Origin of the sequence: Exiguobacterium sp. RIT452, assembly GCF_003598705.1 — a bacterium.
Lineage (GTDB): Bacteria > Bacillota > Bacilli > Exiguobacteriales > Exiguobacteriaceae > Exiguobacterium_A > Exiguobacterium_A undae.
On the sequence record NZ_QXJB01000002.1, the window covers coordinates 375,537 to 389,478 of the forward strand.

The window sequence follows — 13,942 nt, forward strand, 5'->3', positions numbered from 1 at the left end:
CATCATTCATTCCGACTTGATTTTCCGACTGACGGATACACCGTCACCGAGTGGGAAAATCGTCGTATCATATTGATCTTGCTCCATCATCCACGCTGTGAACTCTTTGACGAGACGGACAAGCCGCCGTCTTCTCCGGTCAAAGGTCTTCGGATCCGTCTCGAGGACGTCACCATGCAAAAACAGGTTATCCGTGTATAAAACGCCGCCTATTGGCACCAATCGCCCATAACCGTTAAAGAATTTTTTATACTGTCCTTTGGCCGCGTCAATGAATACGGCATCAAACTCCTGGTCAAGTGTTTCGGCTAATTCTACTGCATCGGCAAAAACGATGTCAATCCGATCCGCGACATCCGACCGTTCAATGAACATTTTGGCTTCTGCGTACCGTTTGGCATTTCGTTCAACGGTCGTGATCCGGGCGTCCGGTAAGGCACGTGCCATCCGAATCGCACTGTATCCGATGGCGGTCCCAAGCTCGAGAATCCGTTTCGGCTGTTGAAGTGTCAATAACGACAACAAGACTTCTGAACCGGTCAATTCGATGATCGGGATATGGTGTTCTTTGGCGTATGCTTCCATCTCTTGCAACAACGGATCCCGTTGTTTAATCATTCCTTCAACATACGTTGTAAAATCATTCATTCGGAACTACTTCCTCTCCGCATAAACAGGTTGACCAGAAACGAAGATCCCGTTTCCGACCAACCCGGTGTTCATTACTCTTTACTTGCTTCGTATTCGACCCATTCCGGTTTATACTTGACGACGTTACGCTGATGTTCTTCATACGTTTCTTCGTATAGAATTTGACCGCGCGGATTTTTATCGCTTGGTGGTCGTGCAAAGAAGTAGACATATTTCGTCTTGTTCGGGTTGAGGACGGAGAGAATTGAATCTTCGCTGACTGTCGAAATCGGACCAATCGGAATACCTTCGTATTTATACGTATTGTATTTCGAATTGTTCTCTAAATCTTTTAATGTCGTCAGTGCTGTATTTTCTCCTGTTCCATACCAAACCGTTGGATCCGATTGGAGTTTCATCCCATCGTTGAGACGATTCGTAAAGACGCCGGCGATTTCTCGACGATCGTCCGGTGTTGCGGCTTCCCGCTCGACCATCGAACCGAGACTCAGGACTTCATGGAAGGTCATGCCCGATTTTTTGATAGCATCGGCATTCGTATCATAAATCTTTTCCATCTCATCTAACATCGTTTCTGCAATTTGATTGATGCTTTTCCCTTTGTCGAATTCATACGTCGCCGGGAAGAAGTATCCTTCGAGTGAATAAAGGACACCTTGTTTCGTCACTTCATCCGTTAACATCGGATACTTCTCAATCAAACTGTCGATGTACGCTTCATCGGTCAACGATTTTCGAATCGATTCGGCCTTGAATCCTGTCGCTTTGGCAATGATTGCAATTTGACGATCCATCGTAATCCCTTCCGGAATCGTCACTTTGACGTCTGCGGCTTTCATGATCGTTCCGGTTTTTAACTCGTTGATGATCTCATCTGGCGTCATCGCTTGCGTCAAGGTGTACGTGCCGGCTTGGAATGACGATTCATTCTTATAGCGGACGTAATACCGGAAAATCGTTTCATTGGCGATTAAATCTTTGTCTTTGAGAATACTTGAGATCGTACTTGTTCCAGCCCCGAGCGGAATTTCGACTTTGACGGACTTCGTCGCCTCTTCATCGACCGGCTCAAGTGAACTCTTTAAAAAGATGTAAATGGCTGCTCCTGCTACTAAGAAAATCGTGAACAATACTGAAAGGATGATCAACGTAATCCGGCGTGATGTCCGGCGGCGCTTTTTTTCAATTTCAGCATTTTTCTTCCATTCATTCTCCATCGGTTCCTCCTTCTTCTCTTAAAACAAGGTGACATCGAAAGAGCATTGCTCTCACGACGTCACCTTATACACGAGTCGGTTTAGTCAAGCTCGTCTTCTAATGTATTAAAGACTTCTTCGATTTCATCCCATGTTTCCGTATCGTCTTCTGCAATCGGAACAAGATTGAAATCGTCGTCTCCGTCGCCATATTCTTCTAATTCGTAGACGAAGATATCGACTTCTTCTGCTTCTTCGTATTCCGTGCCGATTGGCTCAAGGAAAATGTATGTTTTGCTTGAACGTGGGCTTTCGTAACGTAGACGCTCCGCAAATTTAAATTCGTTACCTTCTCCGTCGGGAATTACGTAATGTGTTGGTTCATTCTGTTGCATCATTCATCCGCTCCTTTAATGCAGCCTCGAGTTCATCCCAAGTCTGCTCATCGTTTTCATCAATCAGGCTCAACTCGAAATCGTCTTCGCCTTCCCCAAATTCATCGATTTCACAGATGATCAGATCATCTGCTCCCTCTTCGGGGTGTCCTATCATTTCAAGAAATAGATAGGTTTTACCAGTCCGTTCACTGACATAACGGTACCACTCTTCAAAAAGATGTTCGCCACCGTCTTCATCAGGAAAGAGATACTGCCGTTTTTCTTCCGACATCTCATTTCCTCCTTATCGATTTGCCCGATCCAAATAAGATTGCAGGATCATGACTGCCGCCATCTTATCGATGACGAGTTTACGTTTTTTCCGACTGACATCTGCATCAATCAACATTCGTTCTGCCTGCATCGTCGTCAGCCGTTCGTCGACAAGGACGGTCGAAAGACCGGTGTGCGTCTCGATTTCACGCGCAAACGCTTCACTGGCTTCCGCCCGCGGTCCTATCGAACCGTTCATGTTTTTCGGATGTCCGATGACGATGATTTCGACACCGTATTCCTTAATGATTGTATCGAGCCGCTTAAAGGCGACAGGATATTCCGGCTCCGTCCATTTGATGGTCTCGATTCCTTGTGCTGTCCAGCCCATCAAATCACTCACCGCAACACCTATCGTCCTTGAGCCGACATCGAGTCCGATCGCACGCTTCATTTTTTGTCTCCACTCTCCGATAAATAAGATTTCACGAGTTCTTCAAGTAGTTCGTCACGCTCAATCTTTCGGATCATATTACGTGCATCGTTATGACGAGGAATGTAAGCAGGATCCCCGGAAAGAAGATATCCGACGATCTGGTTGATCGGATGATAGCCTTTTTCTTCTAAAGCATGGTAGACCGTCAGCAACACTTCACGTGTCGCCGCCTGACTATCGTCTTCTGGAAAATTAAATTTCATCGTTTGATCCATCTGACTCACGTTAGTCACCTCTTTCATTTACACTACTTCTCTATTATGCCAGTGATTGCACGTAATGTGAAGTAAACGCAAGTGCTTCGTTCAATTTCGTAGCATCTTTTCCGCCGGCCTGTGCCATATCCGGACGACCGCCGCCACCGCCGCCGCAGCGTGTTGCCACTTCCTTGATCAGTTTACCAGCATGGTACCCTTGCTCAATCAAATCCTTCGAGACACTTGCGACGAGGTTGACTTTGTCGCCTTGTGCACTACCGAGAACGATGATTGCTGAACCGAGGCTTCCCTTCAATTCGTCCATCATGCCGCGCAGTGCATCCATGTCTGAAACGTCCACACGTTTTGAGAGGACTTGGACACCGTTGATTTGTTCCACGTCGTCTTTGAGTGACGCCGCTTCGATGTTTGACAACTTCGCTTGCAACGACTCGTTTGCCCGTTCCGTCTCGCGGAGTTGGACTTGAAGCGCTTCGATGCGTCCCGGTACTTCAGTCGTTTTTGTTTTCAGGATGCGTGCCGCCTGCTCGAGCGTCTGCAGATGACCGTTCATGACGTGGTACGCACCTGCACCTGTCACTGCCTCGATCCGGCGTGTACCAGCCCCGATGCCTGACTCTGAGATAATCTTGAAGAGACCGATTTCTGCCGTGTTTTGAACATGGATTCCGCCGCACAATTCGATTGAATAGGTGCCTGCTGAGACGACACGAACCGTTTCACCGTATTTTTCACCGAACAACGCCATCGCACCTTTTGCTTTCGCATCGGCAATGTTCATCTCTTCGATTTCAACAGCAAGCGAAGCCCAGATGGCTTGGTTGACATCTTGCTCAATTTGAACCAATTCTTCTGCCGTCACTGCTCCGAAATGCGAGAAGTCAAAGCGGAGACGGTCTGCCGAGACAAGTGAACCGGCCTGGTTGACGTGTGTGCCAAGCGTGTCCTTAAGTGCCTTATGCAATAAGTGTGTCGCCGTATGGTTTTTCGTAATGGCTTTTCGTGATGTTTCTTCGACTGCTGCCTGAACGGTTGCGTCTGCCAAGACGATTCCGGTCCGGACGATCACCGTATGCAGGTTCTGACCGTTTGGTGCCTTCTGAACATCTTTGACGTCAAGTACGAAGTCCGTACCGACGATAGTTCCCGTATCGGCTACTTCTCCGCCGCTTTCCGCATAAAACGGTGTGACGTCGAGGATGACTTGTGCCTCTTCTCCCGCCGCGACTTCCGTTACTCGTTCTCCATCATGCAACAAAGCAACGATTTTTGCATCCGTCTTAAGGTCCGTATACCCGATGAATCGGCTTGGGACTGTCAACGTTGCCAATACTTCCGACTGTTGTTGCATCGAACCGCCGTCTTCACGGGCAGCACGGGCACGTTTACGTTGCTCGTCCATTGCCCGTTTGAATCCTTCTTCGTCAACAGACATCTGATGATCTTCTGCATATTCGACTGTCAATTCGAGTGGGAAACCGTATGTGTCATACAGACGGAACGCATCTTCTCCACTGATGATCTGTTCCCCGTTGTTTTTCGCTGTTTGCGCGACGGTATTCAAGATCGCCAAGCCGTCATGTAACGTTTCGTGGAACCGTTCCTCTTCATTTTTAATGACGCGTTTGATGAAATCAGCCTTTTCCGGGACTTGTGGATAGAAGTCCACCATGACGTTTCCGACTGTATCAACGAGTTCGTACATGAACGGACGTTCGATACCGAGCATCTTCGCATAGCGAACAGCGCGACGAAGCAAGCGACGTAAGACATAACCGCGTCCTTCGTTTGACGGCAAGGCACCATCACCGATTGCAAAGGCAACCGTCCGAATGTGGTCGGCAATGACTTTGAAGGCGACATCGAGTTTTGAATCTTCACGATACGTTTTGCCGCTGAGTTCCTCTGTTTTATGGATGATCGGCATGAACAAGTCCGTGTCGAAGTTCGTCGGCACGTCCTGCATGACACTTGCCATCCGTTCGAGACCCATTCCTGTATCGATGTTTTTCCGCGGCAGTTCAGTATAATTCCCGTTTCCGTCATGGTTGTATTGACTGAACACGATATTCCAAATTTCGAGATACCGCTCGTTTTCACCGCCCGGGTACAATTCGGAATCGTTTGGATCGTCACCGAATGCCGGTCCACGATCAAAGAAGATTTCCGTATTCGGACCAGATGGACCTTCACCGATTTCCCAGAAGTTGTCTTCCAGTGGAATGATGCGTTCAGCCGGAACACCCAGTTCGAGCCAAATCTGACGTGCCGCATCATCTTCCGGGTGAATCGTTACCGAAAGACGTTCCGGATCGAGTCCGTACCACTCGTCACTCGTCAACAGTTCCCAGCCCCATTTGATCGCGTCTTCGCGGAAGTAATCCCCGACAGAGAAGTTTCCGAGCATTTCGAAAAATGTATGGTGTCGCGCTGTTTTTCCGACGTTTTCGATATCATTCGTCCGGATTGATTTTTGCGCATTGACGATTCGTGGGTTTTCTGGAATGACACGTCCATCAAAGTATTTTTTTAAGGTCGCAACACCTGAATTGATCCACAGTAATGTTGGATCTTCAATCGGTACAAGCGATGCACTCGGTTCGATTGCATGCCCTTTGGATTGGAAAAAGTCGAGATACATCTGACGGATTTCTGCACCCGTCAACGGTTTTAATGGTTTCATCGAAAATACCCCCATGAATTAATTTGTCCGGAACGCAAAAAAAAACGATACATTCATCCCTGAAAAGGGACGAAAGCATCGCTTTCGTGGTACCACCCTCGTTCGCAAAGACCAGACTGCATCTTTACCTCGAAAAATCCGTTAACGGAGATTACCCGCAAGTGTTTGCACCCGACTCCGGAAGGAGCTTCAATCGACTCTTCATGGAGATGGTTCCAGCACATCCATCTCTCTCTGGTACATGAAGCATTCGACTTACTTAACTTCCATCAACGTTTTGCGTCCATTCATCTATCGTGATTATTACCTATCTCACGCATCGCGTCAAGTCTTTGTCATACCGCCCAGTCGTTCGATGAGTCGGGTCCGCCGGCGCGGTTCTTCTTCTTGAGAGGCTTTATAAAAAGCACGTGGATCGCCGAATAACAGTAAGCTCGCTTTCGCCCGCGTCACCGCCGTATAGATGAGATTACGGGAATGCTTGAAAGCGCCGGTGAAAAAGACCGGCATTAAGACAATCGGAAACTCTGACCCTTGGGCTTTGTGAATTGTAATCGCATAGGCGTGTGTAAACTGATCCCAGTCGCTCCGATTGTACTCGACTTCCGTCTGATCGAAACGGGCGATGATTTTATCCACCTTATCGACGTTTTCCTTTGCAAAAAAGATGTTGACGATTTCGCCGATGTCTCCGTTGTAGACATTTTCTTCAGCATTATTGACCAGCTGAAGAATCTTGTCCCCGCTCCGGTAAATCCGCGTCCCTTGTTTGACTTCCCTTTTTTTAGGTGCTTCCGGATTGTAGACCTGCTGCAGCACGATGTTCAGTTCGTCGATGCCGACCTGTCCGCGGTAGGTCGGGGCTAAAATCTGGACATCGAATTTCGAATACCCTTTTGCCAGTGCCTTCTCCGCGAAAGCGGCAATGCCGCGCAAGGACTCCTGCGGCGCCAGTGAATAGAACCGGCGATCGGACAACGGAGCAAGTAAATCAGCCGAAGTGACACGATTTTTCAAGTCATGCGCCAACCGGAGAATCGAGGAATCTTCCGCTTGACGGTGGACGACGTTGAGTCGGACGACGGGAATCCCGTCCGTATCCATCAAGTCAGCGAGCACTTGTCCCGGGCCAACCGACGGCAACTGGTCACGGTCGCCGACAAACAGAATCTTCATCCCGTTCGGTACAGCCCGTAATAAACTCGACAACAGATAAATATCAATCATCGACGATTCATCGATGATCAATACCTTCCCTGTAATCGGTTGATCTTCGTTTAATTGGAAGTTCGTTCCGTCATATTTCAGAAGCCGGTGAATCGTCATGGCCGGGACGTCCGTCGCTTCAGACAGACGTTTGGCCGCTCGTCCGGTCGGGGCGACGAGCACATACGGATAGACCTCACCCGACTTGACCTGACTTTTTTCAAGCGGCCAGTCGTGAATTTCCTGAAGGGCATGCAAAATTCCTTTGATGACCGTCGTCTTCCCGGTCCCGGGACCACCCGTCAATACCATCAGCGGAGCCTTGACTGCGAGCTCGATCGCTTCCCGTTGTTGGACGGCATACTCCATCCCGAACCGTTCTTCGAGCTGACCGATTGCCGATAAGATCGTCGCAACATCGACTTCCTGCTCCGCACCATTCGCCATCACACGGGCCAACTCTTTTGCTGCCCGGACTTCGGCGTAAAAAATCGTCGGTAAGTACAAACAACCTTCTTCAAGTTTGACCTTGTCTTCCGTCAACAACAGCTCAATCGCTTGTTCGAGCCGTTCGCCCGGGTCTTCTCCGAGCAGACGCGGCGCCCGTTGCAACAGCGATTCGACGGTCGCAAAGGCATGTCCTTCGCCCGCCTCTTGTTCCAAAATATGCATGATTGACGCTGCAACCCGCTCCGGATGCAGTCCGACAAGCCCCAGATGTGAGGCAATCTGATCTGCCGTCTTAAACCCGATTCCACTGACTTCATACATCAAGGAATAGGGATTCTCACGGATGCGTGCCATCGCATCCCCTTCGTAAGCAGCATAAATCTTCGCCGCCAGTTTCGGTGTGACATCAAACGGCGCTAAAAAGAGCATCAGTTGATCGACACCGTATAATGTCGCCAGGCGACTGAAGATGACATCCGCTTGTTTTTGCTTCAAACCCGGAACACGGTCAAGCGCCTTGCTGTCTTTTAAAATGACGTCGATCGCATCTTCGCCTAACGCATCGACGATGTTTTTCGCTGTTTTCGGCCCAATGCCGGTAAACGAACCGTTTGTCAAAAAACGGACTGCTGCGTGTTTCGTCATCGGCACCGACCGCCGGATCAATTCGGCCTTTAATTGTTTGCCGAACCGCGGATGGTCAATCAATCGTCCGAACGCTTGATAGGTTCCGCCAAGCTCAATTCCGACGCCGGTTCCCGTAATGACGAGTTCCGTCTCTTTTAATTCAAAGTTTTTTTCTTTGATGGCAATCAAAACAATCGAATGGGCTTCTTCTTCGGAGGAAAAAAGCACACGTTTGACGCGACCAACTACTTGATGGGGGTGCTCCATCACTCCACCTGCTTTCTTTCTGGACTCCGTTACTCTGCTATTATCATAGCATTCGTTTAACGGATTTTAAATGAGGGAAACGTTCCTTGAGTTAATATGCGAATGGAGGAACGAATCATGGGACGTCTACCGATTGCCGGATTATGTGAATTAGTATTAGAAGTCGAGGATATGGACCGCGCTGTTGCGTTTTGGAACGGGACGCTCGGCATCCCGATCGTCGAGCAATGGGCGCCAGAAGATGCCGAACCGAGTCAAGAACAAAAAAAGCAAGACGGTGTCTGGGCGACCTGGCTGTACATCGGGGGGAACACACGCCTCGGTCTTTGGCTGAAGCGTGACTTCACGATGGAGGAACGGACCGTCAAACGCCTTCCCGTCACAGAGTGGGACAGCCTGTATGACGAAGGCGGCATGCATGTCCACTGTGCCTTTTATATCGAAAAAGAACAGTTCGACGAGGCACTGGAACTGCTTCGTACCGCTTCGATTGCCGTCAAGATTCGGGAATGGGACGAACAAGAGACTTCTAACGATAAAGAGTATTCTGCGTACTTTAAGGACACGGAACAAAACGTCATCGAATTGTACACGAAAAACATGGACGAAGCCTATGAAGACTTTTCCGGTCCCCCGTTACGGATTGTCCGTGAAGTCGGACATTAAAAAAAGCTCTGCTGGATCTGATTGCGCAAGGCAGTCGGCAGCAGAGCTTTTTTTGTGTTACTTCAGTAATGCATCCATCTTCGCTTTGGCATCACGCGCAAGCGTATGGTTTGGCTGATAGGCAAGAACGGTTTCCAGTTCTGTGTAACAGGCTTCTTGCTGACCTAAAAAGGCAAGCGCGATGGCGTAGTTATAACGTGCATCAGTATGCGTTTCTTCCAGCAACAAGACTTGTTCGAAGATTTCAGCCGCTTCTTCGATTTGTTCGTTTTGGGCAAGTGCCAATCCATATTGGAAGGCAATTTCAACATCGACGCCATTCAATTCCGTCGCCTGTTTCAAACGAGGAATTCCACGGACGGGATCACCCAATTTTTGATACGTCAGCCCGAGCATGAAATGCAGGTCCGCATCGTCCAAACCGTGCAATAAGGCCAGTCGTAACGACTCTTCCGCTTCAACGAGTTGATCTGCAGCAAAGTACAGAGCCCCTTTCGCGTAATGGGCACTTGCGAACGTCGGGTCAATCGTCAATGCTTTTTCATAAAAGCGGAGTGCCCGATCGGCATCATCCATCGACTGAAGTAATGTACCAAGATTGACATAGGCTGTCGGATCGTTTGGTTGTTGTTCAATTGCATCGTTAAACGCTTGGGCGGCCAATTCATAATTGCCGGCCTCGAGATGTCTGAATCCCACTTCATTATAGTTCATACGATTCGCTCCTTTATGCGAGATACGCCAAGCGTTCTCCGGCTTTATATGCTTCATCGATCGTTGCCCCACCCAGGCACACGTCTCCGTCATAAAAGACGACGGCTTGTCCTGGTGTGATGGCCCGTTGCCGTTCTTCGAACGCGACGTCCAGACGTCCGTTTTCGAGTACACGGACCGTGACCGGTGTATCAGTCTGACGATAACGGAATTTCGCTGTACAACGGAATTCTGTTCCAGCCGGCATCGTTGCCGTCCAGCTGATATCAGATGCATACAATCCTTCTGAATAAAGCAATTCATTGTGGAATCCTTGCTCGACGAACAAGATGTTATCGGCCAGGTTTTTACCGACGACGAACCATGGCTCACCGTCTCCACCGATACCAAGACCATGACGCTGTCCCATTGTGTAATACATCAGACCATCGTGACGTCCCATCGTTTTTCCGTCGAGTGTCCGCATTTCGCCCGGTTGTGCCGGGAGATACTGACTGAGGAATTGTTTGAAGTTCCGTTCCCCGATGAAGCAAATCCCGGTTGAGTCTTTTTTCTTCGCCGTCGCGAGGTTCGCTTCTTCGGCAATTTTCCGGACTTCTGATTTCTCCATATGTCCAATCGGGAACATCGCTTTTGCAATTTGATCTTGTGACAATTGATTCAAGAAGTACGTTTGATCCTTGTTCGTATCGACACCACGCAACAATTTATGTTCGCCATCTTCATATACAGCACGGGCATAATGACCGGTCGCGACAAAATCGGCACCCAGACGCATTGCGTGATCAAGGAATGCCTTGAACTTGATTTCTTTGTTACACATGACGTCCGGGTTTGGTGTCCGGCCGAGTTTATATTCATCTAAGAAATACGTAAAGACTTTATCCCAGTACTCTTTTTCGAAATTGACCGCATAATACGGAATGCCGATTTGGTTGGCAACGGCGATGACATCTTCATAATCTTCCGTCGCCGTACAAAAACCATTTTCGTCTGTATCGTCCCAGTTTTTCATGAAGATCCCGATGACGTTATATCCTTGTTGTTTTAATAAATAAGCCGTGACGGAAGAATCGACACCGCCGGACATCCCGACGACGACCGTTGTTTCGCTCGGCGCTTTTGCACGTGTATTCATATTTTTCACCTCTTAGTTGTTCTGAAACGATTTTACGATATCTATCAGTCCTTGTGCGAGCAGTTCGACTTGTGCCGCATCGTTCCCGCGACCGAAGCTGATCCGGACCGATTGTTTTGTCCGCGGATTTTCACCGTACATCGCCGACAAGACATGTGACGGTTCGATTGATCCTGCCGTACAGGCACTGCCGCTCGAGACGGCAATTCCCCGCATATCCAGCATGATCAAAAACGGTTCGATTTCGACACGGGGAAAATACAGGTTGATGACTTGGACCAAACCTTGCGTCCCATTTACTTCAAAGTCAATCGTTGACGCTTCGAGCCGCTCGAGTAACAGCGTCCGCAGCTGATGGTAATGGGTTGTTTGTTGCAGACGTTCCGCTGCCGTCAAACGGACTGCTTCCGCAAAACCGACGATCCCGGCAACGTTTTCTGTTCCGGCACGGCGTTTTCGTTCCTGTTCGCCTCCGAAGGATTGCGGCGATAACTTTAGACCGGAGCGGACATAGAGCAGACCGACACCCTTTGGTCCATTGATTTTGTGACCTGAAGCGGATAACAGATCAATGCCCATTTCTTCCACATCAATCGCCATCTTGGCAAAAACCTGGACAGCATCCGTGTGAAACAAAATCTGTTGTTCCTGTAAAAAACGACCGCATGCCGCAATCGGCTGAATCGTTCCGACTTCGTTGTTGCCGAACATGATCGATACTAAAATCGTATCCGGTCGAACGGCAGCGCGCAAAGCATCTTCCGTTACGACACCGGACGCCGGTACATCAAGATATGTCACGTCAAACCCCCGTTTTTCGAGTTCTTCGAACGCATGCAGGACCGCATGGTGTTCAAAGCGGGTCGTGATGACATGACGGCCACGTGATTTGTATTGCATCGCTGCACCGATGATGGCGTAATTATCAGCCTCCGTCCCGCCGCTCGTAAAGATGATTTCCGTCGGTTTGGCGTTTAATTCCGTTGCCATCATCCGCCGTGCCGTGTCAATCGCTGCCCGCCCGGACCGGCCGAAAGCATGTACGCTTGACGGATTACCGAACTGTTCGAGCATGTATGGTGTCATCTTCTCGAGAACTTCCGGACGCATCGGTGTTGTTGCTGCATGATCAAAATACATCATAGTTGGTTTCACCTCTCATATATAAAACATATAACCTGTATCATCTTCTTCTGCCAAATCTTTTAATGTCGTCGAATCGAGTACATCGTCGACTGCCCGTTGAATTTTATCCCATAACTTCCGTTTCGTCACTTCGTCACAGTTGTCCCCTTCGACGACGACGAGTGGTCCTTCGAGCAAACGAATGATGTCCCCTGCCGTGATCTCCTCGGCAGGACGGCCCAGTTTATATCCGCCGTATGCTCCGCGGACACTTTTGACCAGACCCCCGTTACGAAGCGGTGCAATCAACTGCTCCAGGTAATGTTCGGACAAATCGTACATCTGGGCAATTTTTTTTAAAGACATCGGCTTCAACTCGCCTCCCTTGGCGAGTGCAATCATGATTGTCAGACCATAACGGCCTTTTGTCGAGATTTTCATCATGCGAAAAAACATCCTTTCTAGTATAGTAGTAGCTAAAAGTCGAAAGAAGGAACGCTACCTATGGCTAACTTATTTGAATCCCATTCTCCAGCCGGTCCGCTTGCCAACCGGATGCGTCCTCAATCACTGGACGAAATCGTCGGACAACGCCACTTGATCGGTGAGTCCACCTTATTACGTCGGGCTATTCTCGCCGACCGGCTCGGAACCGTCATCTTCTACGGACCGCCGGGGACCGGGAAGACGACGCTCGCTCGTGTCATTTCCAGTTATACGAAATCGGCATTTGAACAGCTGAATGCTGTCACGGCAAAACTCGATCAATTACGGGAAGTCCTGAAAGCCGCTGAATCCCGGCTCCAATTTGACCAACAAAAAACAATCTTATTTTTAGATGAGATTCATCGTTTTAATAAAATGCAGCAAGACGCGTTACTTCCTGCGCTCGAGGCCGGAACAATCACGCTGATCGGCGCAACGACAGAAAATCCAAGTTTTGAAGTCAATGCTGCCCTGTTGTCTCGGGCGACTGTCTTCCGGTTCGAGACACCAACGACGGACGATTTACGGGTCGTCCTGCGCCGAACCTTGGAGGATACAGAACGTGGTCTCGGAAAATATCCGATTACGATCACGGATGATGCTGTGGACCATTACGTCAAGTTATCCGATGGCGATTACCGTGCTCTGCTGAACGCACTGGAACTCGCGGTTTTAACGACACCGGAAATTGACGGGGAGATCACGATTGACCTCGCCGTAGCAGAAGAATCAATCCAACAAAAAGCCTTGAAATACGATAAGGACGGCGACCGGCATTACGACGTCATCTCGGCCTTCATTAAGTCGATTCGCGGCTCGGATCCGGACGCTGCACTCTACTGGCTCGCTGTCATGATTGAAGCCGGTGAAAGTCCGCGCTTCATCGTCCGGCGGTTATACGTTCATGCGGCAGAAGACATCGGATTGTCCGATCCTCAAGCCTTGTTGCTCGTTGATGCCTGTGCCCGGGCTTGTGAATACATCGGATTTCCGGAGGCACGGATTCCACTCGCTGAAACGGTGTTATATCTGGCGACGGCTCCAAAATCAAACGCGGTCATCACGGCGATTGACAAAGCACTTGAACTCGTCCGCCGTTCAGACGGCGGTCCGGTCCCGCCCCATTTACGGGATGCGCACCATGCCGGAGCGGCGGCACTTGGCAACGGTGTCGAATACCAGTATCCGCACCAGTTTCCACATGCTTACGTTAAACAGAATTACTGGCCGGAAAATCTGGCGCGTACGAAACCGGTCTTTTATACACCCAGTCCACGTGGTTTCGAAAAACAACTGCAAGCCCGTCTCGATTTCTGGAAAAAACAACCGTAAACGATTAGAAAAAGCGACCTCAGCAGGTCGCTTTTTT

At 49.3% G+C, this 13,942-nt stretch carries 14 protein-coding genes; 2 read left to right on the forward strand and 12 right to left on the reverse strand.

The genetic code is table 11. The annotated features are described in order from the left end of the window. Positions 1-6 precede the first annotated feature (6 nt). The 8 genes from D3D03_RS07435 to recD2 form a co-directional block, all read right to left on the reverse strand. The gene (locus D3D03_RS07435; RefSeq protein ID WP_026832461.1) at positions 7-648 is read right to left on the reverse strand and encodes an O-methyltransferase; all 642 of its coding nucleotides are present in this window, start codon (positions 646-648) and stop codon (positions 7-9) included. Positions 649-722: 74 nt separating this feature from the next. Beyond that, positions 723-1,868: an endolytic transglycosylase MltG gene (gene mltG, locus D3D03_RS07440; protein ID WP_026832460.1), complete on the reverse strand. Its 1,146-nt coding sequence runs from the start codon at positions 1,866-1,868 to the stop codon at positions 723-725. A gap of 80 nt (positions 1,869-1,948) precedes the next feature. After that, positions 1,949-2,245, reverse strand: coding sequence for a DUF1292 domain-containing protein (locus D3D03_RS07445; protein ID WP_233550669.1), 297 nt, complete (start codon positions 2,243-2,245; stop codon positions 1,949-1,951). Beyond that, on the reverse strand, positions 2,229-2,516 hold the full coding sequence (locus D3D03_RS07450; RefSeq protein WP_012370940.1) for a DUF1292 domain-containing protein: 288 nt from the start codon (positions 2,514-2,516) through the stop codon (positions 2,229-2,231). The genes D3D03_RS07445 and D3D03_RS07450 overlap by 17 nt, the downstream gene beginning before the upstream one ends. Before the next feature lie 12 nt (positions 2,517-2,528). Continuing rightward, positions 2,529-2,951: a Holliday junction resolvase RuvX gene (ruvX, locus tag D3D03_RS07455; protein WP_028105937.1), complete on the reverse strand. Its 423-nt coding sequence runs from the start codon at positions 2,949-2,951 to the stop codon at positions 2,529-2,531. Next, positions 2,948-3,217, reverse strand: a complete 270-nt coding sequence (locus D3D03_RS07460; protein ID WP_026827846.1) for an IreB family regulatory phosphoprotein — start codon at positions 3,215-3,217, stop codon at positions 2,948-2,950. Before D3D03_RS07460 ends, ruvX begins: the two co-directional genes overlap by 4 nt. A 34-nt stretch (positions 3,218-3,251) precedes the next feature. Then, positions 3,252-5,894, reverse strand: coding sequence for an alanine--tRNA ligase (gene alaS / locus D3D03_RS07465; RefSeq protein ID WP_119923243.1), 2,643 nt, complete (start codon positions 5,892-5,894; stop codon positions 3,252-3,254). A 324-nt stretch (positions 5,895-6,218) separates the two neighbouring features. Continuing rightward, the gene (gene recD2 / locus D3D03_RS07470; protein WP_026832456.1) at positions 6,219-8,444 is read right to left on the reverse strand and encodes an SF1B family DNA helicase RecD2; all 2,226 of its coding nucleotides are present in this window, start codon (positions 8,442-8,444) and stop codon (positions 6,219-6,221) included. Positions 8,445-8,561: 117 nt separating this feature from the next. Here recD2 and D3D03_RS07475 point away from each other — a divergent pair, with 117 nt between their 5' ends. Then, positions 8,562-9,110 (forward strand): VOC family protein, encoded by a 549-nt coding sequence (locus D3D03_RS07475; protein ID WP_119923244.1) that lies wholly within the window; start codon positions 8,562-8,564, stop codon positions 9,108-9,110. 57 nt (positions 9,111-9,167) lie between these two features. Here the strand turns inward: D3D03_RS07475 and D3D03_RS07480 are convergent, their stop codons facing one another. Genes D3D03_RS07480 through cymR form a run of 4 tightly spaced genes read right to left on the reverse strand, consistent with a single transcriptional unit; the run spans position 9,168 to position 12,528 of the window. After that, the gene (locus D3D03_RS07480; RefSeq protein ID WP_119923245.1) at positions 9,168-9,824 is read right to left on the reverse strand and encodes a tetratricopeptide repeat protein; all 657 of its coding nucleotides are present in this window, start codon (positions 9,822-9,824) and stop codon (positions 9,168-9,170) included. Positions 9,825-9,837: 13 nt separating this feature from the next. Beyond that, complete coding sequence (gene mnmA, locus D3D03_RS07485; RefSeq protein WP_119923246.1) at positions 9,838-10,962, reverse strand: tRNA 2-thiouridine(34) synthase MnmA; 1,125 nt, start codon at positions 10,960-10,962, stop codon at positions 9,838-9,840. Positions 10,963-10,974: 12 nt separating this feature from the next. Continuing rightward, a complete protein-coding gene (locus D3D03_RS07490; RefSeq protein ID WP_119923247.1) occupies positions 10,975-12,105 on the reverse strand; it encodes a cysteine desulfurase family protein in 1,131 nt (376 codons plus the stop codon). 15 nt (positions 12,106-12,120) lie between these two features. After that, positions 12,121-12,528, reverse strand: a complete 408-nt coding sequence (gene cymR, locus D3D03_RS07495) for a cysteine metabolism transcriptional regulator CymR (protein WP_119923383.1) — start codon at positions 12,526-12,528, stop codon at positions 12,121-12,123. A gap of 63 nt (positions 12,529-12,591) precedes the next feature. On the opposite strand from cymR, the gene D3D03_RS07500 reads away from it, so the two are divergent. After that, a complete protein-coding gene (locus D3D03_RS07500) occupies positions 12,592-13,905 on the forward strand; it encodes a replication-associated recombination protein A (RefSeq protein WP_026832450.1) in 1,314 nt (437 codons plus the stop codon). The last annotated feature ends 37 nt before the right edge of the window (positions 13,906-13,942 follow it).